Here is a 23,863-nt window from a genome sequence, read left to right as displayed (position 1 = left end):
CCTCCCGATGCGCCCGTCCTTCCGGCTGCACTACGCCTGGGTCGTCGTGGGCGTGGTGTTCCTCGTCCTGCTGTGCGCGGCCGGGGTGCGCTCCACGCCCAGCCTCTTCATGGTGCCCCTCGAGCAGGAGTTCGGGTGGAGCCGGGCGCTCGTCTCCGGCGCCGTCTCGGTGAACCTGGTGCTCTACGGCCTGGTGGGCCCCTTCGCCGCCGCGCTGATGCAGCGCTTCGGCATGCGGCGCACGATGCTCGCCTCGCTCGGGATCATCTCGGTAGGCGTGGCGCTCACCCACCTCATGCGCGCGCCGTGGCAGCTCGTCGCCTCCTGGGGCGTGCTGGTGGGGCTGGGCACGGGGACCACGGCGATGGTGCTGGGGGCCACCGTGGTGCAGCGCTGGTTCAGCACGCGGCGCGGGCTGGTGATGGGCATCCTCACCGCAAGCACCGCGACGGGGCAGCTGCTCTTCCTCCCGCTGCTCGCGGCGCAGGTGGAGCGCCACGGCTGGCGCGCGGTGTCGCTCGGCATCGCGCTCGCGGTGGCGCTGCTGGTGGTGCCGGTGGCCCTGCTGGTGCGCGACCACCCGTCCGCCCTCGGCCTGCGCCCCTATGGCGCCGCGCCCGGCCCCTGGGAGGAGCCGCCCGCGCCGGCCAATCCCGTGCGCCATGCGCTCGACGTGCTCGCGGCCTCGGCGCGCCGCCGCGACTTCTGGCTGCTCGCGGGCAGCTTCTTCATCTGCGGAGCCACCACGAACGGGCTCGTGGGCACGCACCTCGTGCCCGCCTGCCACGACCACGGCATCCCCGAGGTGCGCGCCGCGGGGCTGCTCGCGCTCATGGGCGTCTTCGACCTGGTGGGCACCACCGCGAGCGGCTGGCTCTCGGACCGCTACGACAGCCGCTGGCTGCTGTTCTGGTACTACGGCCTGCGCGGGCTCGCCCTGCTCTACCTGCCCACGGCGTTCGGGCTCTCGCTCTTCGGGCTGCCGCTCTTCGCCGTCTTCTACGGCCTGGATTGGATCGCCACGGTGCCGCCCACCGTGCGGCTCACGATGCAGACGCTGGGCGCGGAGAGCGGCCCCATCGCCTTCGGGTGGATCGTCGCCGCGCACCAGGTGGGCGCAGGCCTCGGCGCGCTCGGGGCAGGCATCATCCGCACGCGCGTGGAGACGTACACGCCGGCGTGGATCGCCGCGGGGCTCATCTGCCTCGGCGCGGCGCTCGTCGTGCTGCGCATCGGCCGCGGCGCCGGGGAGGCGCCCGCAGCAGGGCCCGCTACTGCAGCCAGGTGAAGGTGCTCCTCTTGCCGCCGAAGAACAGCCAGAAGGTCGCCTCGTTCCAGACGAGCACGTCGTGGCCTCCGTCCGTGAGCACCAGCGTGGTGGTGTTCGTGGCGTCGAAGAGCGCTTCGGTGCTCGAGCCGTTGGAGGGCACCTGCAGCAGCTGACCCGCCGCGCTGCAGTTCGCGCCGTTCACGGTGAGCAGCGACTTCGGGGAGCCCGTCTTGTTCACCAGCTTCACGCTCGCCTTGTTCGGGGGCAGCCCCGAGTCCTCGGTGAGCAGCTGGAAGGTCCGCTGCCCCGGGCCCGGCTTCGTGTACACGGCGAAGACGAACTGGGTGCGGCTCGGGTCCGTGTTCCGGGTCTGCAGCATCCCGGCGACCAGCGAGTGCACGTCCTCGAGGTCCGGCGGCGGCGAGCCGATGGGCGCGAAGCTCGGGCAGTTGGGCATGACCAGCGGCGCCGGCTTGATCCAGAACAGCGTCACCTTCTGGGTGGCCACCGTGGCGCCGAAGGAGTTGGTGGCGCGCGCGCTCACGTCCAGGCGCAGCATCGCGAAGCTGCCGCGCAGGGGTCCCACGTCCAGCTTGGTGGTGACGAGGCGCTCGGGCAGCGCACTGCCCCCGGGCGCCGCCGCGCTGTCCAGGTTGCTGTTGCGCGGCGAGGGCAGCCCGAGCTGCTGCAGGGCACCGTTGGCCATGCTGCCCGTGCCGTCCACGAAGATCTCGATGTTCCTGCACCCCACCGTGGCGTCCCTGCAGCGGGCCGAGAAGGAGAGCTCCTCGGTGCCGCTCAGCTCCGCGGGAAGCGCGGTGTCCCAGCCCTTGCCCGTCACGGTGGCGACCTTCCCCGAGGGTGGGACGATGTCCAGGGTCACCGTGGGCGTGCTGTTCGGGTTCTGCGTGGGGACGGAGACCTGCTTCGCCGGGCAGCCCAGGGCTGCTGCCGCGACGGCGAGCAGGGAGAGGAGCGGAGCGGAAGGGCGCATGCGCCATGCTGCGTCCGGGCGCGCACGTGAGCCATTGCCCAGGAGGGTGAGGGCAGGGCCCGGTTGCGAAGCGCCGTTTCGCTCTGCGGCACGCCGGGCACGTGTGGCGGACCCTCGGACCGGGGCCCCTCGTGCGCGCGGGCCCCGAGGGCTTGTAGCGTCTCGGGGCATGGGCCACGAGACCTCGCAAGAGTCGCTGCAGGCGCCAGAGGGGATGCCCCGGCGCGGCTTTCTCAAGAAGGGCCTGCTGGGGGGAGCGGTGCTCGCGCTCGGAGCCACCGGGCTCGCGCTGCGCCCGGGGCGCGAGCTACCGCTGCCGGCCGAGGGCCTGCGGGTGCTCTCGGCGCGCGAGTACGCGGTGGTGGAGGCGCTGGTGCGGCGCATCGCGCCTGTCACCACGGGCTTTCCCGACCCGACCCGGGACATCCCCACGGCCCTCAACGTGGACCGGCTGCTCGCGACGAGCGACTCCACGGTGGCGAAGGAGCTGAAGCAGCTGCTCGGCCTCTTCGAGAATGCGCTGGGCGGCCTGCTCTTCGGCGGTCGCGTCACCCCCTTCACGCGGCTGGAGGGCGCCGAGCAGGACCGGGTGCTCGCCGAGTGGCGCGACAGCGCGCTCGCCGTGCGGCGCACGGGCTACCTCGCGCTGCGCACGCTGGTGCTGGGCGGCTACTACGGCGACCGCCGCGCGCAGCTCGCCACCGGCTGGCCGGGGCAGCCTGCCGGGCTCCACGACCCCAGCGCTCAGAAGTGGAAGGGCGAGGGGCCGCGGCCCCAGAGCAACGGCTCTCCGCCCCCGGGCCTCTACGCGTCGAACCCCCAGACGAAGGAGGAGCGATGAGCGCGCACCCGCAGGGCCGCATCCTGACGGCCGAGGACCTCACCCAGGGCACGGAGGTCGAGTGCGACGTGTGCGTGGTGGGCAGCGGCGCGGGCGGCGCGGTGGCGGCGCACCTGCTCACCGAGCGCGGCCTGCGCGTCGTCCTGCTCGAGGAGGGCGGCTACTACACCCGCCGCGACTTCAACCAGCGCGAGGAGTGGGCCTACCCGCACCTGTACCAGGAGATGGCCAACCGCTCGACCGACGACCTGTCGATGAGCATCCTCCAGGGCCGCAGCGTGGGTGGCGGCACCACCGTCAACTGGTGCGTCTCCTTCCGCACCCCCGAGCGCATCCTCTCGCACTGGCGCGACGTGCACGGGGTGGAGGGGATGACGAGCCAGGAGCTGGGCCCGCACTGGGACTGGCTCGAGCGGCGCCTGCGCATCGCGGAGTGGCCGCCGGAGCGCAACAACCGCAACAACCAGCTGCTCTGGGAGGGCCTGGGCAAGCTGGGCTGGAAGCGCGCGCAGCTGCGGCGCAACGTGAACAACTGCGTCAACGCGGGCAGCTGCGGCGTGGGCTGCCCGGTGGACGCGAAGCAGGGCATGCACGCCACGCTCATCCCGGACGCGGTGGAGCGCGGGCTCACCGTGTACGCGAACACGCGCGCGCTCCACATCGAGTGGAGCGGCCGGCGCGCGAGCGCGGTGCACGCCGAGGTGCTGCACCCCGAGACGAACCTCCCCACCGGCGTGCGCCTCACCTTCCGGCCGCGCGCGGTGGCCGTGGCCTGCGGCGCCCTCAACAGCCCCGCGCTGCTCTTGCGCAGCGGGCTGGAGGCGGAAGGCCGCGTGGGCACGCGCACCTGGCTGCACCCGGTGGTGGTCTCCAGCGCCGTCTTCGACGACCCCGTGGAGGCCTACTTCGGCGCCCCCTTGAGCGTGTGGAGCGACCAGTTCATCGAGCGGGGCCCCGGGCGCATCGGCTTCTTCATCGAGACCAGCCCCCTGCAGCCCCTGCTCGCGTCCACGGTGCTCTCGGGCATCGGCGCCCAGCACGCGGACACCATGCGCCAGCTTCCCCACGCGGCCACCTGCATCGGCATCAGCCTGGACGGCCTGCTGCCCGAGGAGCAGGGCGCCACGGTGCGCCTGCGCAAGGGCAGCGTCGGCCGGCTCAGCATCGACTACGCGCTGGGGCCCAAGAACTGGGAGGCGCTGCGCGAGGCGCAGAAGGCCATGGCCCGCATCCAGCTCGCCGCCGGCGCCCGCCGCGTCTCCACGCTGCACGCGGACCCGGTGGTGCTCGAGCGCGCGGAGGACGTGGACCGCGCGCTCGATGCGGCCCCCTTCGAGCGCAACCGGGTGCGCGTCTTCACCGCCCACCAGATGGGCGGCTGCAGCATGGGGCAGGACCCCGCGCACAGCGTGGTGGACAGCACCCTGCGCTTCCACGACCTGGACAACCTCTACGTGACGGACGGCTCGGTGCTGCCCACCGGCCTGGGCGTCAACCCCATGCAGACCATCCTCGGGGTCGCGCGCGTGGGGGCGAGCCACCTGGCGGCGAGCCTCGGCTGAGGCCCGGGCAGCCCCCGGTGCAATCGCTCTGGACGCAGTGCGTAGGAGAGGGCAGACACCCTCTCCACCGGAGACCACCACCATGGCCGAATCGAAGACCGTCTGGGAGCGCCTCAACCTCGCGGGCGACCAAGTCGTGGACACGCTGAAGCGGCTCCTCCGGGAGGGGAGCGTGCGGCGCCTCATCGTGAAGAGCCGCCAGGGCCGCACGCTGCTGGACCTGCCCGTCACCGCGGGCATTGTCGGCCTCGCGCTCGCGCCCGCCTGGGTGTCGCTCGCCACCGTGGGGGCGCTCGTGGGCGGGCTCACCGTGGACGTGGAGCGCAGCGCCGAGCCCGAGGGGCCCTCCACCACGGGCTGAGGGCACCTGGCCGAGGGCGGCCCGCGAGGCCAGGGCCCGCCCGCTCCCTCCCCCTCCGCCCACGGGCGGGGGGCGGTGGCGCGGGATGCTTAGCTTCGGGAGCATGGAAGCGCAGGACATGCCCCGCACGCGCGTCGTCGGCTCCTTCTGGAGCGCTGGCGAGCCGCTCTCCTTCCGCGAGCTCTGCGAGCGCGCGGTCCCTCCGGACACGCGCCTGCTGGTGCTGGACCTCGACCGCACGCTGCACCTCGGCCGCAACATGGGCGAGCTGCTCGGCTGGGAGATCAACGCGTACCAGGCCTACGGCGCCGCATACCTGCGCGACCTGGAGCCGCAGCGCACCGCGGGGCGCTTCTACCTCGAGCGCACGCGGCCGCTCGCGGCGCTGCGCTACCTGTGGAGCGCCGTGCGCGTGTGGGGACTGCCCGGGCTCTCCTACCTGCTCTGGGGCAAGGTGGCCGCGCGGCTGGGCCTCGTGCGCCGCCGCAGCTTCCTGCGCTTCGGCCCCGAGCCGGTGCAGGCCGTGCAGCGCGTGCCCCAGTACGCGCTGTTCCGCCAGATGGCCTCGGTGCCGGAGCCGCTGGTGCGCGAGCTCGCGGCGCGCGTGTGGGCGCGCTACCGGCAGGACCTCATCCTCGAGCGCGAGGACGTGGCCTGGCTGCGCGAGCGCTGCCCCGGCATCCGCATCGTGCTGAGCAGCGCCTCGCCCCAGCAGGTGGTGGAGGCCGCGGGAGAGGCGCTGGGCATCGAGGAGGTGATCGGCTCCTCCCTGCACCGCATCAACGGCGGGCGGGCGAAGCTCGAGGAGCTGCGCGCGCGCTACCCCGGGCTGCTGGACGCGCCGGGCGTCACCACCGTGGGCATGTCCGACACGGGCTACGGCGAGGACCACAGCTGGGTGGAGGCCTTCACGCACCTGGTGGACGTGAACAGCAGCACGGGCTTTCCGCCCATCGTCTCCAGCGCCTCGCCGCTGCAGGCGCTCTACTCCGCGCACATCCTCACCCGCGCCGAGAAGGAGGCGCGCGCACGGGGCGAGCAGTGGCTGGACCCGCGGCGCGGTCGCGCGGGGCGCCGCCACGGCCGCGAGCTGCGGGCCTCCGAGCTCGAGGCCCTGCTCGCGCCGCTGCGCAGCGCGGTGGAGCGGCTCGCCCGCGAGCTGGAGCTGCGCCAGCGCCAGCTCGCGGACGTGCTGGAGCGGGCGCGCGAGGAGCTCGCTGCGATGGACGCGGCGCTCGAGCACGCGGCCGAGTCCTTCGTGGTCGCGCAGCGCGAGCACGTGCGCGAGCTGCGCGACCGGGTGGAGGCGCGGCTCTCCGCGCAGCGCGCGCTGGCCCGCAGCGCCCGGCCCGTCTCCGAGGTCGCCTTCGCCATGGCGCAGGCGCTCGAGCGCTCGCGGCTGCTGCTGGAGCGGCGCGCGCACGCCTGAGCGGGCGTGAAGTTGCCAGCAACTCTCCGCGCGCTTGAAATGGCCGGATGCCCCTCCAGCTCTCGCCCTGGACCGTCTCGGTCCTGCCCCTCCCACGCCTGCCCCGCACGTCCAGCGTCTACCCGTTCGGCTTCTGCGGCGACCTCCCGGTGGGCAGCTGCAGCGGCAGCTCCGGCACCCCCAAGCACTGCGTCTGGCGCGGGGGTGTCGCCGAGCTGCTCGCCCTGCCGCCCAAGCGGCGCGATGTCGGGGTGCGCCTGGGGCGAGGCCACGCGCTGCCGGGCTACTGGACGGGCAGCGGCGCACGCTGCGCGGGCGGTGCACTGCTGTGGCGCCCGGATGCACAGGGCGCCCTTCAGCCCCAGGAGCTCCCGGCGACGGGCTGGCTGAGCGCAGAGGCCTGGGCCGTGGCGGGTGACGTGGTGGTGGGGCACGGGAAGCGCAAGATGAACGCGGACGACCGGCCGCTGGTGTGGCGCGGCGGTGCGGAGCCCGAGGAGCTGCCTGCGCCCGAGTGGGACGCGAACGTGACGGCCACGGATGGCACGCAGCACGTCGGGAGCACCGGCGGCATCCCCTTCACGCGCGCCGCGCTGTGGGACGGGGCGGCGCGCACCTATGTCGACCTCGCCCCGCCGGGCAAGGGGCCCATGACGGCCGCGCAGGGCGTGGGAGACGGGCAGCAGGTGGGGATTCTCTCCGAGGGCGGCATCGCCACGCGCGCGGTGCTCTGGCACGGGACGGCGGACTCGCGCGTGGACCTCACCCCTGCAGGACATGTCGGCGCCTCGGCGTGGGACTGCAAGCGCGGCCTCCAGGTGGGCGTGGTGCAGCGGCGCGTGCTCCATCACACGGACGCGCAGGGTGAGCCGGCCCTGAACGAGTGCTACGAGCGGGCCGCGCTCTGGCAGGGCACGGCGGACAGCTTCGTGGAGCTGCACGGCGTGCTCCCGCCCGAGCTCGTCACCTCCACGGCGCGGGAGCTCCGCGTCGAGGGCGAGCGCGTGCGCGTCTTCGGCTGGGCGCAGCGCCGCCTGAAGGCCCCCGAAGCGAACGGGGACGAGCGGGGCGAGCCTGTGGCCGTCATCTGGGAGGCCACCGCGCGCGGCTGAGCGCCGCGTGCCCGCCCGCGCTGCGGCCCCGTCCTCAGCGCTCCTGCGAGAGGCGCCGCGCGCGCAGGGACGGGCGCCCCAGCGCGAGCAGCGTCAGCAGCACGAGCCACGGCGCGAGGCCACCCCCTGCCCCGCTGCAGCCGTCGTGGTGGCCCTCGTCCGCAGCGGCCGGCTCCTCGGGGATGTCGGTCGCAGGGGTGAACTCCGCCCCCGTCTGCAGGAGATAGAGGTGGCGGCCGAGCGCGACCCTCCACTCGCCCTCGCGCAGCCGCGGCACCCCCAGCGCGCTGGACAGCTCGCGCTCGGGCTGCCCTGCCACCGGAATGAAGCGGCGGCCGTCCCGCTCGAACAGCACCTCGCCGCCCGCGCCCAGGGCATCCACACTGCTCGAGTTGGAGCGCGGGCTCACCTGGACCGGGGTGCCTCCGGTGGGGGGACGGACGAAGACCTGGTACGCGCTTTCGACCGGGAGACTGAAGGCCGCCCACCCCTGCTCGAGCTTCACCGGGAAGGACGGCACGTCGAGGCTGCCCTGCGCCGTCTGCAGCGTCGTGACGAAGCTGCTCTGGCCGCGGACCGGCCATCCCTCGGCGGTGTACGTGAGGTTGATGCCGTCCGTGGCCACGCGCTCCGCGGGACGCACGGCACCCGAGGTGGTGAAGCTCTTGCGCACGCCGTCGTCGAGCCACACCACCTCGCGTTGCTCCGCGAACACCGCGTCGCCATCCGGCCCCAGCGCGAAGGGCGCCATGGTGCCACTCGAGGCCAGCTGCACCTCGTCGCCCGAGCCGAGCTCGCGCCGCACCAGCGCACCGCCCGCCCCAGACAGCAGCGCCCATCCAGCGTTCGCCGCGACGAGGCGGCCCGTGAGCGGCTGCAGCTGTCCCCCCCTCCACTGGAAGGCCTGCTCGCCCAGCGCGAACACCGCTCCGTTCGCGGTGAGCGCCGCAGGCCCCACCGGAGCTCCCGGCACCTCGGCGAGCAGCGTGGCGGTGCGGGTGGCCAGCGTGAGCAGCAGGATCCGCCCTCCGGGCTCCTGGAACAGGATGCGGCTCGCGTCGAAGTCGAGGATGGGACCCTGCACCTGCGCGAGCTCGAGGAGGCGGGGGCTGCGCTCGACGAGGATCGCGCGTGAGGCGACCGCCGGCTGCCCGGCCGCATCCGTGGCGGTGACTTTCAGGTTCAGCGCGCGGCCGTCGAGCGACCGGGTGTCGAGCGTGCCCTCGAAGCGCGAGCTGTCCGCGCTGGAGCGCTGCAGCGCCACCTCCTCCGCGAGCGGCTGTCCGAACGTGCTCTCGAGCACCGCGCCCACGCGCGCACAGCCCGTCGGGTCGTCGTCCGTGCAGCGCACCTGCACCGTGAGCGTGCCGCGCGAGGTCGTCCCCTCGAGCGGCGCGAGCACCTCCACACTCGGTGCCCGGTCGGTCCGGAAGCCCACGCTCGCGCTCGCACTGGAGCCGGCATCGTCGGTGGCCACGACCTCCAGCGCGTGCGGGCCGGACGCGAGCCCCGCGACATCGACGACGCCCTGGAAGTTGCCCGCGATGTCGCCCGAGAGCACCTGCTCGCGGCCCTCCACGCGCGCTACGACGCCCGCGATGGCGAGCTCCGAGTCCACCTTCACCTTCAGGTTGACCTGCAGGTTCGAGACCTGGTTCGCAGCGGGCTCGAGGATCCGGACCGTGAGGGTTCCCGCCTCGGCCCACGCAGACGCGAGCAGCAGCAGGACGCCCAGCGCGCGCCCACCTCGTGTGAGCAGTCGCGGGGTCCATCGGAGGTCGCTCATTCCCCGATTAGACGTGATTGCCTGCGCCGAGGCCATGGAGAAGCGTGCGGCGCCGGCAGGAGCGTCACCTCGCGGCCCCGGAGCCACGGCTGCGCCTGGCACGCGGCTCGCTAGAGCGGGTGCCATCGACCTCGCGCAGGTTGCACGCGGTCGAATTTCCTCTCCCCTCGCCCGTCCGTGTCCCCGTGCACCCTCCCCTCTCCTCTTCCCGTCCCCCTCCCGCGTGGCGCGCAGTCGTCTCCTCGAGGGGCGCCGCCTACGCTTTCGTGCTCGGGGTCTGGCTCGCCGCGCTGGGCACCAGCAGCTGGCTCGCGCACCGTGCGCAGGAGCACTGGACCGCGGGCTCCGTCCGGATGCCCGAGCTCGCCCCCACCGAAGCCCTCCCGAGCGCTCTGGCCGAGCGCCCCGCGCGCGCGGCGCGTCACGGCGCCGAGCGGCGCGCGAACCTCCCCGCCAGCGTCGACGCCTCCCTGCCCTGACGACCTGCCGCGTCGGCCGACATGTCGAGAGCCGCGCTGAGCGGGCCCCTCACTCCAGCGCGTAGCTCGCGAAGCGCTGGCGCAGCTCGCGCTTGAGCACCTTTCCGGTGCCTCCGAGCGGCAGCGCGTCCACGAACTCCACCGCATCCGGCATCCACCACTTCACCAGCCGGGTCTCCAGGTGGCGCAGGAGCTCCTCGCGGGTGAGCTCCTTGCCGGGCGCCCGGACGACGACGAGCAGCGGCCGCTCCTGCCACTTCGGGTGCGGCACCCCGATGGCGGCCGCCTGGGCCACCGCGGGATGCGACATCGCGGCGTTCTCCAGCTCGATGCTGCTCACCCACTCGCCGCCGGACTTGATGACGTCCTTGCTGCGGTCGGTGATCTGCATGTAGCCGTCCGGGTCCACCGTGGCGATGTCCCCGGTGAAGAACCAGCCGTCCTGGTGCGCCTCGTCCGGGTCGCGCCGGAAGTAGGCGCTCGCCACCCACGGCCCGTGCACCTGCAGGTGGCCGGGGGTCCTCCCGTCGTGCGGCAGCACGTTGCCCGCATCGTCCACGAGCCGCAGGTCCACGCCGAACACGGGCCGACCCTGCTTCGCCTTCAGCGCGAGCTGCGCCTCGGGCGCGAGCGCGCGGTGCTTGGGCAGCAGCACGTTCGCGGTGCCCACCGGGCTCATCTCCGTCATGCCCCAGGCGTGGATGACGCGGGCGCCGTGCTCGCGCTCGAAGGCCTCGATCATGCTCGGAGGACACGCGGAGCCGTCGATGGTGACCTTCTCCACGCCGCTGAGCTTCCGGCCCACGCTGCGCAGGTGCTGCAGGAGTGCGAGCCACACCGTGGGCACGCCGAGCAGGCTCGTCACCCCTTCCGAGTCGATGAGCTCGAGCAGACTCGCGCCATCCAGCCCGGGGCCGGGCAGCACCAGCTTGGAGCCGGTCATCGCCGCCGCGTAGGGCACGCCCCACGCGTTGACGTGGAACATGGGCACCACGGGTAGCGTCACGTCCTGCGCGGAGATGGCGAGCGTGTCCGCCATGGAGATGGCGTACGAGTGCAGCACGGTGGAGCGGTGCGAGTAGAGCACGCCCTTCGGGTTGCCCGCGGTGCCCGAGGTGTAGCAGAGCGAGGAGGCCGTGCCCTCGTCGAGCAGGGGCCAGCGGAAGGTGTCCGGGTGGCCGGCGAGGAGCCCCTCGTAGTCGCGCAGCTCGGGGAGCCCCACGCCCTGCGGCAGGTGGGCCGCATCCGTGAGGGCGACGAAGTGGCGCAGCGCCGTGCCCTGCTGCGCGAGGAACTGGGCGAGCTTGAGGAAGGTGGTGTCGAAGCACAGCACCGTGTCCCCGGCGTGGTCCACGATGTAGCGCAGCTGCTCCGGCGGCAGGCGCGGGTTGAGCGTGTGCAGCACCGCGCCGATGCCGGACACGGCGAAGTACAGCTCCAGGTGGCGCTGCGTGTTCCACCCCAGCGTGGCGATGCGGTCTCCGGGCTTCACCCCCAGCTGCTCGAGCGCGTGCGCGAGCCGGCGCACGCGGCGGGCCACCTCCCCCCAGGTGGAGCGCGCGATGGGGCCCTCCACCGTGCGGGTGACGACCTCGGTGGCGGCGTGGAAGCGCGCCGCGAACTCGATCTGCCCCGAGATGAGCAGGGGCTCGTTCATCATCTGACCCAGCATGGAAGCCTCCCTGGGCCATAGCGTACGCGCGTTGGCCCCGGCGTCCCGCACCGCCGGCGTGCGCGATGTGCACCGGACAGACAGTCGCGGGGGAGGACCGCAGGTCCAATGACGAGCACCTCGGGCTGAGCCATCCTTCCCCCGTGCCCCCCGGGGCTTCGAGGTGCGCCATGTCCCAACTGCTCGCGTTGCCGCTGCTCCTCGCACTCCAGGTGCCCTCCGCTCCGACGTCGATTCCCCTCCCGGGCGAGGCGCCCGTGGCGATGGACTACCTCGCCTTCGACCCTGCCACGCACCGGGTGCTGTTGCCGGCCGGCAACACGGGCCGCCTCGACGTGGTGGATACGACCACCGGGAAGCTCACGGCGCTCGAGAGCTTCCCCACGGCGAAGCGCGGCGAGCGCACGGTCGGGCTCAGCTCGGTCACCGTGGGTGAGGGCTCGGTCTTCGTGGGCAACCGCGCGGACTGGACCGTGTGCGCCCTGGAGCAGCGCTCGCTCGCGCGCGAGGGCTGCGTGAAGCTCGCCTCCCAGCCCGACGGCGTCATGTACGTGCCCGCGACGAAGGAGGTGTGGGTGACGCTGCCGGAAGCCCACGCCATGGAGGTGCTCGACGTGAAGAATCCGGCTAGCCCTGCCGTCGTGGCGCGGGTGCCGCTCGCAGGAGAGCCGGAGGGCTACGCGCTGGATGCGGCGCGCGGGCTCGTCTACACGAACCTGGAGGACGCGGACCGCACCGTGGTCATCGACGCGCGCGCCCGCCGGGTGCTCGACACGTGGAAGCCCGGCTGCGGCGAGGCGGGCCCGCGCGGGCTCGCCTTCGATGCCTCCCACCGCCAGCTCGCGGTCGCGTGCACCGACCGGGTGAAGCTGCTGGACGCCGCGCACGCAGGCGCGATTCGCGCGGAGCTGGGGACGGGCGGCGGCGTGGACAACCCCGCCTGGGACGCGGCGCACCACCGCCTCTACGTCGCGAGCGGGAAGACCGCGACGCTGACCATCGTCGACCTGAGCCACGCCGGAGAGCTGCGCAAGGTGGCGAGCGCTCCGACCGCGCAGGGCGGGCGAAACGTTGCGGTGGACGCGGACGGCACGGCCTACGTGCCCGACTCGCGCGGAGGCCGGCTCGTGGTGGTCCGCTTTCCGCGCTGAGGCCGTCAGGACGGAAGGGACTCAGCTCAGCAGGCGCCGCAGGTCCTCGAGCACCTCCCGCTCCTCCCAGCCCAGCAGCGGCCGCGCGAGCAGACCGAGCGCGAGCGGCACGCACCAGAGCAGCAGCACGAGGCCGAGCAGCCCGGGCTTGCGGTCCCACAGCGCGAGCCCCACGCCGCCGAGCGAGAGCAGCAGCAGGGGCGTCCAGGGAGGCGAGTCGAGCCACGCGGGCCGAAGGAGGAGCGACAGTCGCGAGCCTCCGGCAGTCGCCTCCACCTGGCCACGCGTGATGGCGTGCAGGTTGCGCACGAGCGGCCCGCTCACGGCCGCGCGCCGCACGACGAAGCGGGCGCCCTCCACGTGGCCCACCCAGCGCTGGCCCGAAGGCATCCGGGTCCCGGTCCTCTCGAGCATCGGCCCGCGCACGCCGCGCAGCTCCGCCTCGAGGCGCGCGAGCACCTCTGCTGGAGCGAGCGGCACCTCGAGCTGCGCGCTGCGAGAAAAGAGGGACATGACCGGCCCACCATCCTCGACAATGCCCTGGAGGCCAACCGCGCTTCGCCGAGCGTGTTCTGCGGAGGAGACCGGCGCGTCGCCGCGACCCGGCGCTACAGCAGTGCGAGCTGCTGCGGCTTGCCCAGCGGCCGCGCATCCACGCCCGCGTCCTTGAGCGCCTGGGCCAATTCCTCGGCGAAGCCGTGGTGCGTGATGACGTCCGTGGCCCCGGTCTCCTTCGCGTACTTCACGAGGCTCTGGCAGTCCGCGTGGTCGCTCAGGGGGAAGGCCACCTGCGCGCCGTAGCGCAGAGCGCAGCCGGGGTCCATCGCCCAGCCGGTGAGCACCGCGGTCGCGCGCGGCCAGATGGGCGCGAGCCCTCCCTTGCGCGCGAGGTGCGGCGGGTAGAACACCACCTCGTCCGGCTGCACGGTGCCGTTGAACTTGCGCAGGTTCTCGATGGGGACGCCGAACTCCGCGTACAGCTCCGCCACCTCGTAGATGGAGGCGTGCGCCGCGAGCTTGAAGCCGCGCCCCGCGAGGAACTTCATCGCCTCCTGGCTCTTGCCCAGCGCGTAGCCGAGCAGCACCGGCGTCACGCCGCGCTCGAGCTGCTCGCGCACCCAGGCCTCCACCCGCCCCAGCGTCTCCTCGCGCGGCGGGAAGGCGTAGCGCGGATGGCCGAAGGTGCTCTCGATGATGAGCGTGTCGCACTCGGCCACCTGCGCGCGCTCCGCGGTGAGGCTGGGCACGAGATTCAGGTCGCCGGTGAAGACGATGCGCTGGCCATCCGCGCGCGTCACGCGCAGCTGCGCGCTGCCCAGGATGTGGCCCGCCGGCAGCAGCTCGAGCACCAGCGGCCCCAGCTCGAAGGGGCGGTTGTAGGGCGCGGGCAGGGGCGCGCTCAGCTCGCCGAGCCGGTGCGCCATGAGGCGCAGCGTGGCCGCCGTTGCGATGGTGCGCTCGTGGCGGGCAATGTGATCCGAGTGCGCGTGGCTGACGAAGGACAGGGGGGTCTTGCGGATTGCATCCAGGGACAGGGGGGTGCCCGTCAGGTGCAGGCCGGTTCGCTTCAGCTCGACGCTCATGGGGACGGCCGGGGTTATACCGCGTCCTCCCGACGCTCCCCCATCCCCGGCCGGAAGCGGTCCAGGAGGTGGGCCCCCAGCTCGGCGACCAGGACGCCGAGCATGATCAGCCCGCCGCCCAGGGCCTCGCGCGCCCCGAGCCGCTCGTAGCCCAGGAGCACCGAGTAGGCGGCCGCGAACACGGGCTCCAGCGAGTAGATGAGCGCCGCGCGCACCGCGCTGGTGCGCGCCTGCCCCCAGGTCTGCACGCTGATGGCCACGGCGCTCGCGAAGACGCCGCAGAAGAGGAAGCCCATGACGAAGGAGCCCGTCCACTCCACCCGCGGGCCCCCGGGCTGCAAGGGCACACACAGGGCCGAGAGCAGCGCCACGCCCCACAGCTGCACCGCCACCATGCCCATCACCCCCTGCTTCGGGGCGAGCTTCTCGGTGAACGCGATGTGGAAGGCGTAGGCCACGGCGCAGCCCACGGTGAGGAGGTCCCCGCGGGTGAGGCCCCCACCCGCCCCGGCCGCATCCGGCCGGGTGAGCGCCCACAGCCCCGCCACCGCGAGCACCACGCCCACCAGGGACGGCAGGCGCGGCACACGGCGGAAGAACACGAGCGACACGAAGGGCACGCCCACCACGCTCAGGCCGGTGATGAAGGCGCTGCGGCTCGCGGTGGTGCTGGTGAGCCCCACCGTCTGCAGCGCGAAGCCGAGGAAGAGGAACACCGCGAGCAGGCCGCCCGCGCGCAGCGCCTGAGGCTGCAGCACCTGGCGCCCCGCGAGCAGCGAGAGCAGCAGCGCCCCGGTGGCGAAGCGCAACGCGAGGAAGGTGAAGGGGTCCGCGTGGCCCAGCGCGTCCTTCACCACCACGAAGGTCACGCCCCAGAAGGCGGTGATGAGCAGGAGCGCGAGGTCCGCCTGCAGGCGGCCCCTCCTCTCGTGCTCGACGGCGTGCTGGGACACGGGGGCGCGCTCCGGGCTCAGGGGATGAAGAAGAAGGTGACGCCGAGCAGCGCGTACACGGCCATGAGCATCGCGCCCTCCAGCCAGTTGCTCTCGCCGTCCAGCCCGATGAGCGTGGCGCCGCCCACGCCGATGGCGATGCCCAGCACCTCCATGTGGCTGAACTCCAGCGTGAGGTGCTGGCCGAAGGGGATGGAGAGCAGCACCAGCACGGGGGCGACGAAGAGGGCGATCTGCTTCGAGGACTCGAAGGCGATGTTGAACGCCAGGTCCATCTTGTTCTTGAGCGCCATCAGCACCGCGGTGGAGTGCTCGGCGGCGTTGCCCACCGTGGCGATGATGATCACGCCCACGAAGGTGTGGGTGAAGCCGAAGGTGGCGATGGCCGCCTCCAGCGCGTGCACCAGGAACTCGGCCACCACCACCACGCCCAGCGTGGAGAGCAGCAGGATGGCGGTCGCCTTCTTCGTGCCCCAGGCGGGCGCCTCCTCCAGCTCCAGGTCCCCTTCCGCCGCGGGCTCCCCGCCCTCGTCCCCGCCCTGGTACAGGTGCGAGTGCGTGCGCAGCGAGAACACGAGGCTGAGCGCGTACACCACCAGCAGCACCACGGCGATGGCCACCGACATGGGGAAGAGCACGGGCTCGGCCGCCTTGCCGCGAGACGCGTGGAACAGGTCCGGCAGCGCGAGCGCCGTGAGCGCGAGGAACATCATCGCGCTGCCGGAGAGCGCCGCCGTCATGTTGAAGGTCTGGCGCGGGTAGCGCAGGCCGCCGGCGAAGATGCTCGCGCCGAGCACCAGCAGCAGGTTGCCCAGGATGGCGCCGGTGATGGAGGCGCGCACCACGTCCAGGTGCCCCGAGCGCAGCGCGGCGATGGCGATGATGAGCTCCGCCGCGTTGCCGAAGGAGGCGTTCATCAGCCCGCCCAGGCCGCTGCCCAGCTTGTGGCTGATGGCCTCGGTGGCCTCGCCCATCAGGCGCGCGAGCGGCACCAGGGCGATGGCGCAGAGCACGAAGGTCCAGGTGCCGGCGCCCAGGAAGTGCGCCGTCACGGCCGCCGGGAACGAGACCACCAGCAACGCGAGGAAGATGCGGTCGGCAGGGGCGGCGGGGGTCGCGGACACGGGCACTCTCCGGGGACGGAAGCGGCGCTTGTCGCACAACGCGCCGAGGGCGGCCAGCGCTCCCTTCCGGAAGCTCTGCCGCCCTCGTGCGACTCCTGCGGACTGCTGCGGACTACTTGCTGCCGTGGATGGCGGCGCGCAGCTCGGGCAGGACCTTGAAGAGGTCCGCCACCAGGCCGTAGTCCGCCACCTGGAAGATGGGCGCCTCGGGGTCCTTGTTGATGGCCACGATGGTCTTGCTGCTCTTCATGCCGGCCAGGTGCTGGATGGCGCCGGAGATGCCCGCCGCGATGTACAGCTGCGGCGCGACCACCTTGCCCGTCTGGCCCACCTGCAGATCGTTGGGCACCCAGCCCGCGTCGCACACCGCGCGGCTCGCGCCCACCGCGGCGCCGAGCTCGTCGGCGAGCGCCTCGATCTCCTTGAAGTCACCCTTGGTGCCGCGGCCACCGGAGACCACCACCTTGGCCTCGGTGAGCTGCGGCCGCGCGCTCTTGACCTCCTTGAAGTCCACGAACCTGGTCTTCGCGGCCTCGATCTTCGCGTCGAAGGTCTTGACCTCGGAGGCGCCGGCGCCGCCCGCGGCCGCCGGGAACTCGCTGGTGCGCACGGTGAACAGCTTCACGGGGCTGGTGAGCTTCACGTCGGCAATCACGCTGCCGGCCCACATGGGGCGGGTGAAGGTGATGTCGGCGCCCGAGCCGCCGAAGGCCATGATGTCCGTGGCCATGCCGGCCTTGAGGCGGGCGGCCACGCGCGGCAGCAGGTCCTTGCCCACGGCGGTGGAGGCCATGCCCACGAAGTCTGCCTTCACGCTCTGCGCGAGCGCGGCGAGCGTGGGGGCGTAGGCCTCGGCGGTGTAGTGCTGGAAGGCGGCGTTCGTGCTGGTGTGCACCACCTTCGCCCCGTAGCCCTTGAGCTCGTCGACCACCTTGCTCGGGTCGGCGCTGAAGAGCGCGAGGTGCAGCTCGCCACCGGTCTTCTCGGCGAGCGCCTTGCCCGCGGCGATGGCGTGGAGGTTGGCCTTGCGCAGCTGCCCGTCCGGCTGCTGCTCGGCGACGATGAGGACGATCGGCATGGGAGTGGCTCCTGGAGTCCTGGAAGGATCTTGGAAAGGGTTAGAGCGCCTTCGCCTCGTTGCGCAGCTTCTCCACCAGCGCGGGCACGTCCGGCACCTTGATGCCGGCCTTGCGCGGCGGGGGGCTCTGCAGCTTGAGCACCTGCACCACGGGGGTCACGTCCACGCCGAGCTTGGCGGGGGTGAGCTCCTCGATGGGCTTGCTCTTGGCCTTCATGATGCCGGGCAGCGAGGCGTAGCGCGGCAGGTTCAGGCGCAGGTCGGTGGTGACCACCGCCGGCAGCGCGCACTCGAGCGTCTCCAGCCCGTTGTCCACCTCGCGCACCACGCGCACGCTCTTGCCGTCCGCGCCCACCTGCAGCGCCGGCGCCTTGCTCTTCTCCGCGTCGCTCTCCAGGCTCTCCACCTTGGAGGCGAAGGTCGCCTGGCCCGCGCCCATGAACTCGGCGAGGTACTGGCCCACCTGGTTCTGGTCGTCGTCGATGCTCTGCTTGCCGAGGATGACCAGGTCCGGCTTCTCCTTCTCCACCACCTTCTGCAGCAGCCCGGCGATGGCCATCTGGTCCAGCACGCCCGCGTGGTTCACCCACACGGCGCGGTGCGCGCCCATGGCGAGCGCGTGGCGCAGCTGCTCCTGCACCACCTTGTCCCCGATGGAGACCACCACCACCTCACCGCCGTGCTTCGCGGCCAGGCGCAGCCCCTCCTCGACGGCGATCTCGTCGAAGGGGTTGATCTTGTACTTCAGCCCCTCCTGCACGATGCCCGAGCCATCCGGCTTCACCTTGATCTTGGACTCGGGATCTTCCACGCGCTTGGCGGTGACGAGGATCTTCACGGCGACTCCTCTCTCGAAACGGAGACTGGACTTGAGGTGGTGCGGCGCATGACGCACCGCGACGAAACGCGGACGAAGTAATAGGCATCCGGCGCCGGGGGCGGCAACGAGAAACGCCCCAAGCGCGCAGTTTTCCTTGCCTATCTCAACAGAAGGACCCGGGGCCCGGGGCGCTCCGCCTACTTCTTGGCGGCGGCCTTGGGGACCTTCTCCCAGTCGGCGAGGAACTTCTTGATGCCGAGGTCCGTGAGCGTGTGCTGGGCGAGCTGCTGGATCACGCTGTAGGGCAGGGTCGCCACGTCGGCGCCGAGGCGCGCGGCGTTGGTCACGTGGATGGGGTTGCGCACGCTGGCGACGAGCACCTGGGTGCTGAAGTCGTAGTTGCGGTAGATCTCGACGATCTGCGCGATGAGCTCCATGCCGTCCTGGCCGATGTCGTCCAGGCGGCCCACGAAGGGGCTCACGTAGGTGGCGCCGGCCTTGGCGCACAGCAGGGCCTGGTTCGCGCTGAAGCAGAGGGTGACGTTGGTCTTGATGCCCTCGGCGGTGAGCGCCTTGACCGCCTTCATGCCCTCCACGCCCATGGGGATCTTCACCACCACGTTGTCGTGGATCTTGGCGAGGCCGCGGCCCTCCTCGATGAGCGCGGGCGCCTCGAGCGACACGCACTCGGCGCTCACCGGGCCGTCCACGATGGAGCAGATCTCGCGGATGGTCTCCTCGAGCGGCCGGTTGGCCTTCATCAGGAGCGAGGGGTTGGTGGTGACGCCGTCCACGCAGCCCATGTCGTAGGCCTTGCGGATCTCGCCCACGTCCGCGGTGTCGATGAAGAACTTCATCTGGTAGCTCCTGAAGAGGGTTGGAACTCGGAACAGAACGAAAGCTGCGCGCGGCGCGCCGGCCCGGCCAGCGTCCGGGCGTGCCCGTAGTCGATGCCCCCCCATGCGTCAAGCTGGCAGGGGGGCGGCCAGCGGGAGTAGAAGCCGCGGTCAGACCATGGCCCGCGCTCCCAAAGATGTAACCCCCAAGCCCCGCCTTCGCGCCCTCCCTTCGCAGGCCCCGGCGCCCCGGCGTCCGCGCGCCTCCCGCAAGGGTGGGCAGCAGGCGGCCGCCATCGCCGGGAGCACGGACGCCCGGAGCACGGACGCGGAGACGCTCGCCTACGCGCGCGGCGTGCTCGAGGCCGAGGCGCGCGCCATCCTCGGGCTCACGGGGCGGCTGGGCGAGCCCTTCCTGCGTGCGCTCGCCCTGGTGCGCGGCTGCGAGGGCCAGGTGGTGGTGACGGGCATGGGCAAGGCGGGCCTCATCGCCCAGAAGCTCTCCAGCACGCTCGCCTCCACCGGCATCCGCTCGCTCTACCTGCACCCGGCCGAGGCCGTGCACGGCGACCTGGGCCGCGTGGCGCGCGGGGACGTGATCATCGCGCTGTCCAACAGCGGGGCCACCGAGGAGCTGGTGCGCATCCTCCCCTCCTTCCGCCGCCTCGCCACGCCCCTCATCGCGCTCACCGGCGACACGGAGAGCGCGCTCGCGCGCGGCAGCGACGTGGTGCTGGACATCGGCCGCATCGACGAGGCCTGCCCCCTGGGGCTCGTGCCCACCGCCTCCACCGCCGCCCTGCACGCGCTGGGCGATGCGCTCGCGATGGCGCTGCTCAAGAGCCGCCAGTTCACCCCGGACGAGTACGCCCTGCTGCACCCGGGCGGAAAGCTGGGCCGCTCGGTGATGCGCGTGTTCGAGGTGATGCGCTCGGGCAAGAGCAACCCGGTGGTGAAGGAGAGCGCGCGGCTCAGCGAGGTGGTGGTGGTGATGACCAACACCCCGGGCCGCCCCGGCGCCGCGCTCGTGGTGGACCGCGGCGGGCGCCTGGTGGGCATCTTCACGGACGGTGATCTGCGCCGCCTCGTGGAGCAGGGCCGCACCGACTTCGACGTGCCGGTGCGCGAGGTGATGGCGCGCCACCCGCGCTTCATCGGGCCGGAGATGCTGGTGCTCACCGCGACCGCGCGCATGCGGGAAGCGCGCGTGGACCAGCTGCCGGTGGTGGACGCCGAGGGCAAGCCCGTGGGCCTGCTCGACGTGCAGGACCTGCTCGCGGCGAAGTTCGTCTAGCGCGGCTACTCGCGCAGCTTCGCCTCGAGGCCCTTCTTGCCCGGGTAGTCCGGGGCGCTCGCGTCCAGGCGCTGCCACAGCGCCTTCGCGCCGGCCGCGTCGTTCTTGGCCTTGAGCGTGTCGCCCAGCTTCTCCACCGCCGCCGGGTCCCCGCTCACCGCCACGCTCCACACGCGCTCGGCCATGGGGCGCTTGAGCCCCACCAGCGCCCACGCCATGCCGGCGCGCGCGCGGCCGTTGTCCGGCTGGAAGGGCATCACGCGCGTGTAGGCGCCCAGCGCCTCCTGGTAGCGCCCGCGCGCGAGGTGCTCCTCGCCCTCCTCCACCAGCCTCGCGAGCCCCGCCTCGAGCTCCGGCGTGCGCTCGGTGTTCTTCACCGCGTCCAGCATCTCCTTCGTCAGCGCGGGCGGCGCGTCCGGAGGCGGCGCCCCGTCCATGCCCGGCGCGCCCGCGGCGGGCGGCTGCGCGGGCGGCGCCTCGGCGAGCACCTGGCTCAGGCGCACCTTGCGGTCCTCGGCGCGGCTCGCGAGGTACTTCTTGCGCCCGCCTGCGTCGATCGTCTGCTGCGTCATCTGGCCGAGCTTGCGCGCGAGCGCGGCGCGCGGCGACTGCGGGTGCGCAGCGAGGAAGGCCTCGAAGCCCTTGCGCGCGCTCTCGAGCGCCTTCAGGTCCTCGCCGCGGGTCTCGTAGAGCAGCGCCGCGTGGCCGAACTGGGCCTCCTCGTGGGTGGGGGCCACCTCGAGCACGTCCTCGTACGCCGCGAGCGCCGCCTTGCTGTCACCGGCGAGCACCAGGGCGCTGGCGCGCATGCCCTCCACCTCGAGCGCGGGCGCGAGCGCCGCGCGCGCGCAGGCCGCGGCGCCCGGCGCATCGCCCGCCTTCGCGCGCTGCTCGGCCGCGCTCGCCATCGCCTCGAGGGCCGTGTCCGGACCGAAGCCGCACCGGGCCTCCTCCGCGCTGGGCACGGGGCGCTTGCCCAGGCGCTTCACCTGCGCGAGGTACAGCGCGCGCACGCCCTTCGCCTTGGCCTCGGCCTGCTCGAAGTAGGGCACCGCGTCCTGGGGCCGCCCGTTGGTGAAGTAGAGCTTTCCGAGCGCGGCGGCGATCTCGAAGGACTTCTCCCGCTCCTTGAGCCCCAGGGTCGCGTCCAGCTGCTGCAGCAGCTGCTCGGCGGTGGGCGCGGGGCGGCCGCCGTTGGCCACCGGCGGGTGGTCCGCGGGCAGCGGCGCGTTCGCGGCGGGCTGCTCCACCTTGGGGTGATCCTTGGGCAGCGGCGTCTGGGCGAGGGCGGAGAGCGCGTACAGGGACAGCAGGAGGGAGGAGGTCATTGCTCGGAGGGAGGCGGCGCCTCGGGCCAGCTCGTGGCCTCGCGCCGCTGAACGTCCTGGGGCGAGAGCTGCCGCAGCAGCTGCTGCACCGACTCTCCCAGGACCGGGTGGAGCACCTCGGGGGCCAGCTCTGCGAGCGGCTCGAGGGCGAAGCGCCGCTTGTGCAGCTCCAGGTGCGGGACCTGGAGGTTCGGGTCGGCCACGACGGCGCCGTCCCACAGGAGGATGTCCAGGTCCAGCGGCCGCGGGCCCCAGCGCTGGGCGCTGGGCCGGCGCCCCTCGTCGCGCTCGATCTGCTGGAGGATGGCGAGCAGCCGCTGCGGGGCGAGGTCGCAGGCGAGCGCCACCGCGGCATTCAGGTAGCGCGGCTGGGGCGGACCCACCGGCGCGCTCTCGTAGAGCGAGGAGCAGGCGACCACGCTGACCGCATCGATGCGCGCGAGCGCGGTGAGCGCCCGCACGAGGTGCGCCTCGCGGTCGCCCTCGTTGGAGCCCAGGCCCACATAGACGAGCCCGGAGCCGAGCCCGGACGCGGCGCTATGGTCGGTCGGGTTCACAACCCCTTCTCAACAGGGTTGGAGAGGGTCCCGATTCCCTCGAGCTCCACCTCCACCCGGTCTCCCGCCGCGAGCTTCCCCACGCCCGAGGGCGTGCCGGTGCTCACCAGGTCTCCGGGCAGCAGCGTCATGCCCTGCGAGATGAACGAGACGAGCCGCGCGGGGCTGAAGATCATGTCCGAGGTGCGCCCGTCCTGGCGCACCTGCCCGTTCACCCGGCACACCACGCGCAGGTCTCGCGGCGACAGCTCGCGCGCCGCGACCGCCCAGGGCCCCGCGCAGGCGAAGGTGTCGAAGCCCTTGGCGCGCGTGTGCTGGATCTCCTTGCGCTGGATGTCGCGGGCCGTCACGTCGTTGAAGCAGGTGAGCCCCCAGATGGCGCGCTCGGCCTGGGCCTCGTCCGCGCCGCTCACGCGCTCGCCGATGACCAGCGCGAGCTCGGCCTCGTAGTGCACCTCCTCGCTCACGCGGGGGATGCGGATGGGGGCGCCGTGCGGGTTGAGCGCGGTGGACGGCTTGATGAAGATGAGCGGCTCCACCGGCACCGGCTTGCCCATCTCCTCCGCGTGCTTGCGGTAGTTCTGGCCCACGCAGACCACCTTGGAGGCGTCCGCCGGCACGAGCAGCGCGAGCCCCTCGAGCGCGAGCACCTCGCCGGTCTCCGCGCCCTTGCGCCAGGGCGCCGCCGAGAGCACCCGCACCTGCCCGTCCGCGCCGAGCCGGCCGTGCAGGGCCTCGCCGCTCTCCGGGTGGGTGAAGCGCAGGTAGCGGGCGGGGGTGTTCACGGGAGCAGCTCCTTGAGGCCGAGCACGTCGGCCATGTCGTAGAGGCCAGGAGGACGGCGGGCCACCCAGGCCGCGGCGCGCAGCGCGCCCTTGGCGAACTGGTCGCGGCTGGTGGCGCGGTGGGTGAGCTCCACGCGCTCGCCCTCTCCGTAGAAGAACACCGTGTGCTCGCCCACCACGTCCCCGCCGCGCAGCGTCTGCACGCCGATCTCGCGCGGGGGGCGCTCACCGATCTGCCCGTTGCGCTCGTAGCGCAGGTCCCCCGGGGAGCGCTGGAGCGCCTGCGCGAGCGCATCCGCGAGCTTCAGCGCGGTGCCGCTGGGCGCGTCCTTCTTCATCCGGTGGTGCGCCTCGAGCACCTCCACGTCGAAGCCCTCGCCCAGCAGCTGCGCGAGCCGCGCCGCCACCTGGATGACCACGTTCACGCCCACCGACATGTTGGGCGCGACCACCAGGGGGATGCGTCGCGCGAGCTCGACCAGCTCCGCGCGCTGCGCCGCGCTGAAGCCCGTGGAGCCCACCACCAGCGCGACCCCGGCGGCCGCGCAGGCGCGCGCGTGCACGAGGCTGGCCTCGGCGCTGGTGAAGTCGATGACCACGTGGGGGCGCGCGCCCTCGAGCACCTTGGCCAGGTCGTCCGAGAGCGGGGTCGCGAGCGAGCCCAGGCGCGCGGCGAGGGCCGCGTCCAGCAGCGGGAGCCCCGCGCCCTTGCGGTCGCTCGCGCCCACCAGCTCGAAGGTGTCCGAGGCGTTGACCAGCCGCACCAGCGTGCTGCCCATGCGGCCGGTGACCCCGGTGATGACGGTGCGGATCATGTGCGGTCTCCCGGGGAGAGCGAGGGAGGGCCC

General features: G+C 73.0%; 23 protein-coding genes. 9 read left to right on the top strand and 14 right to left on the bottom strand.

Translation table 11 applies throughout. The annotated features are described in order from the left end of the window. The first annotated feature begins 7 nt into the window (after window positions 1-7). A complete protein-coding gene (locus tag FGE12_RS19595) occupies window positions 8-1,288 on the top strand; it encodes an MFS transporter (protein WP_153868043.1) in 1,281 nt (426 codons plus the stop codon). Here FGE12_RS19595 and FGE12_RS19590 read toward each other — a convergent pair. Beyond that, window positions 1,272-2,264 carry a hypothetical protein gene (locus FGE12_RS19590; protein ID WP_153868042.1) on the bottom strand — a complete coding sequence of 331 codons (993 nt, stop codon included), beginning with the start codon at window positions 2,262-2,264 and terminating at the stop codon, window positions 1,272-1,274. The genes FGE12_RS19595 and FGE12_RS19590 overlap by 17 nt on opposite strands. A gap of 169 nt (window positions 2,265-2,433) precedes the next feature. Between FGE12_RS19590 and FGE12_RS19585 the strand changes: the two genes are divergently transcribed. The 5 genes from FGE12_RS19585 (at window position 2,434) to FGE12_RS19565 (ending at window position 7,569) form a co-directional block, all read left to right on the top strand. Next, window positions 2,434-3,105 carry a gluconate 2-dehydrogenase subunit 3 family protein gene (locus FGE12_RS19585; RefSeq protein ID WP_153868041.1) on the top strand — a complete coding sequence of 224 codons (672 nt, stop codon included), beginning with the start codon at window positions 2,434-2,436 and terminating at the stop codon, window positions 3,103-3,105. Beyond that, complete coding sequence (locus FGE12_RS19580; protein WP_153868040.1) at window positions 3,102-4,667, top strand: GMC family oxidoreductase; 1,566 nt, start codon at window positions 3,102-3,104, stop codon at window positions 4,665-4,667. Before FGE12_RS19585 ends, FGE12_RS19580 begins: the two co-directional genes overlap by 4 nt. 82 nt (window positions 4,668-4,749) lie before the next feature. After that, window positions 4,750-5,028: a DUF4342 domain-containing protein gene (locus FGE12_RS19575; RefSeq protein ID WP_153868039.1), complete on the top strand. Its 279-nt coding sequence runs from the start codon at window positions 4,750-4,752 to the stop codon at window positions 5,026-5,028. 118 nt (window positions 5,029-5,146) lie between these two features. After that, complete coding sequence (locus FGE12_RS19570; RefSeq protein WP_153868038.1) at window positions 5,147-6,457, top strand: HAD family hydrolase; 1,311 nt, start codon at window positions 5,147-5,149, stop codon at window positions 6,455-6,457. A 47-nt stretch (window positions 6,458-6,504) separates the two neighbouring features. Further along, entirely contained in the window at window positions 6,505-7,569 is a 1,065-nt protein-coding gene (locus FGE12_RS19565; protein ID WP_153868037.1) for a hypothetical protein, read from the top strand. A gap of 34 nt (window positions 7,570-7,603) precedes the next feature. On the opposite strand, the gene FGE12_RS19560 is transcribed toward FGE12_RS19565, so the two are convergent. Continuing rightward, window positions 7,604-9,355 (bottom strand): hypothetical protein, encoded by a 1,752-nt coding sequence (locus tag FGE12_RS19560; RefSeq protein ID WP_153868036.1) that lies wholly within the window; start codon window positions 9,353-9,355, stop codon window positions 7,604-7,606. 266 nt (window positions 9,356-9,621) lie between these two features. On the opposite strand from FGE12_RS19560, the gene FGE12_RS19555 reads away from it, so the two are divergent. Next, on the top strand, window positions 9,622-9,834 hold the full coding sequence (locus FGE12_RS19555; RefSeq protein WP_153868035.1) for a hypothetical protein: 213 nt from the start codon (window positions 9,622-9,624) through the stop codon (window positions 9,832-9,834). A gap of 49 nt (window positions 9,835-9,883) precedes the next feature. Here the strand turns inward: FGE12_RS19555 and FGE12_RS19550 are convergent, their stop codons facing one another. After that, a complete protein-coding gene (locus FGE12_RS19550; RefSeq protein WP_153868034.1) occupies window positions 9,884-11,506 on the bottom strand; it encodes a long-chain-fatty-acid--CoA ligase in 1,623 nt (540 codons plus the stop codon). A gap of 170 nt (window positions 11,507-11,676) precedes the next feature. Between FGE12_RS19550 and FGE12_RS19545 the strand changes: the two genes are divergently transcribed. Then, on the top strand, window positions 11,677-12,657 hold the full coding sequence (locus FGE12_RS19545; RefSeq protein ID WP_153868033.1) for a YncE family protein: 981 nt from the start codon (window positions 11,677-11,679) through the stop codon (window positions 12,655-12,657). Between the two features lie 21 nt (window positions 12,658-12,678). On the opposite strand, the gene FGE12_RS19540 is transcribed toward FGE12_RS19545, so the two are convergent. The 7 genes from FGE12_RS19540 to fsa all read right to left on the bottom strand — a co-directional run bounded on the left by FGE12_RS19540 (window position 12,679) and on the right by fsa (window position 19,072). Continuing rightward, window positions 12,679-13,170, bottom strand: a complete 492-nt coding sequence (locus tag FGE12_RS19540) for a hypothetical protein (RefSeq protein ID WP_153868032.1) — start codon at window positions 13,168-13,170, stop codon at window positions 12,679-12,681. Window positions 13,171-13,265: 95 nt separating this feature from the next. Further along, window positions 13,266-14,240, bottom strand: a complete 975-nt coding sequence (locus FGE12_RS19535) for an MBL fold metallo-hydrolase (RefSeq protein ID WP_153868031.1) — start codon at window positions 14,238-14,240, stop codon at window positions 13,266-13,268. A gap of 14 nt (window positions 14,241-14,254) precedes the next feature. Beyond that, window positions 14,255-15,193, bottom strand: coding sequence for a DMT family transporter (locus tag FGE12_RS19530; protein ID WP_370459075.1), 939 nt, complete (start codon window positions 15,191-15,193; stop codon window positions 14,255-14,257). Between the two features lie 17 nt (window positions 15,194-15,210). Beyond that, complete coding sequence (gene cax / locus FGE12_RS19525; RefSeq protein ID WP_370459074.1) at window positions 15,211-16,317, bottom strand: calcium/proton exchanger; 1,107 nt, start codon at window positions 16,315-16,317, stop codon at window positions 15,211-15,213. A gap of 112 nt (window positions 16,318-16,429) precedes the next feature. Beyond that, complete coding sequence (locus FGE12_RS19520; RefSeq protein ID WP_153868029.1) at window positions 16,430-17,395, bottom strand: electron transfer flavoprotein subunit alpha/FixB family protein; 966 nt, start codon at window positions 17,393-17,395, stop codon at window positions 16,430-16,432. A 40-nt stretch (window positions 17,396-17,435) separates the two neighbouring features. Next, window positions 17,436-18,233 (bottom strand): electron transfer flavoprotein subunit beta/FixA family protein, encoded by a 798-nt coding sequence (locus FGE12_RS19515; RefSeq protein WP_194798081.1) that lies wholly within the window; start codon window positions 18,231-18,233, stop codon window positions 17,436-17,438. A 179-nt stretch (window positions 18,234-18,412) separates the two neighbouring features. Next, on the bottom strand, window positions 18,413-19,072 hold the full coding sequence (fsa, locus tag FGE12_RS19510) for a fructose-6-phosphate aldolase (RefSeq protein ID WP_153868028.1): 660 nt from the start codon (window positions 19,070-19,072) through the stop codon (window positions 18,413-18,415). A gap of 157 nt (window positions 19,073-19,229) precedes the next feature. Here fsa and FGE12_RS19505 point away from each other — a divergent pair, with 157 nt between their 5' ends. Further along, on the top strand, window positions 19,230-20,345 hold the full coding sequence (locus FGE12_RS19505) for an SIS domain-containing protein (RefSeq protein WP_153868027.1): 1,116 nt from the start codon (window positions 19,230-19,232) through the stop codon (window positions 20,343-20,345). 5 nt (window positions 20,346-20,350) lie between these two features. On the opposite strand, the gene FGE12_RS19500 is transcribed toward FGE12_RS19505, so the two are convergent. From FGE12_RS19500 to dapB, 4 genes are read right to left on the bottom strand one after another with little or no spacing between them, the layout of a single operon-like run. Further along, complete coding sequence (locus tag FGE12_RS19500; RefSeq protein WP_153868026.1) at window positions 20,351-21,673, bottom strand: tetratricopeptide repeat protein; 1,323 nt, start codon at window positions 21,671-21,673, stop codon at window positions 20,351-20,353. Continuing rightward, window positions 21,670-22,230, bottom strand: coding sequence for a 2-amino-4-hydroxy-6-hydroxymethyldihydropteridine diphosphokinase (gene folK / locus FGE12_RS19495; protein WP_194798080.1), 561 nt, complete (start codon window positions 22,228-22,230; stop codon window positions 21,670-21,672). Before folK ends, FGE12_RS19500 begins: the two co-directional genes overlap by 4 nt. Next, window positions 22,227-23,015, bottom strand: coding sequence for a fumarylacetoacetate hydrolase family protein (locus FGE12_RS19490; RefSeq protein ID WP_194798079.1), 789 nt, complete (start codon window positions 23,013-23,015; stop codon window positions 22,227-22,229). The genes folK and FGE12_RS19490 overlap by 4 nt, the downstream gene beginning before the upstream one ends. Beyond that, window positions 23,012-23,830, bottom strand: a complete 819-nt coding sequence (dapB, locus tag FGE12_RS19485; RefSeq protein ID WP_153868024.1) for a 4-hydroxy-tetrahydrodipicolinate reductase — start codon at window positions 23,828-23,830, stop codon at window positions 23,012-23,014. The genes FGE12_RS19490 and dapB overlap by 4 nt, the downstream gene beginning before the upstream one ends. Window positions 23,831-23,863: the final 33 nt, after the last annotated feature.

Origin of the sequence: Aggregicoccus sp. 17bor-14 (assembly GCF_009659535.1) — a bacterium.
Taxonomy (GTDB): domain Bacteria; phylum Myxococcota; class Myxococcia; order Myxococcales; family Myxococcaceae; genus Aggregicoccus.
This window is presented reverse-complemented; position numbering and strand designations above follow the sequence as displayed.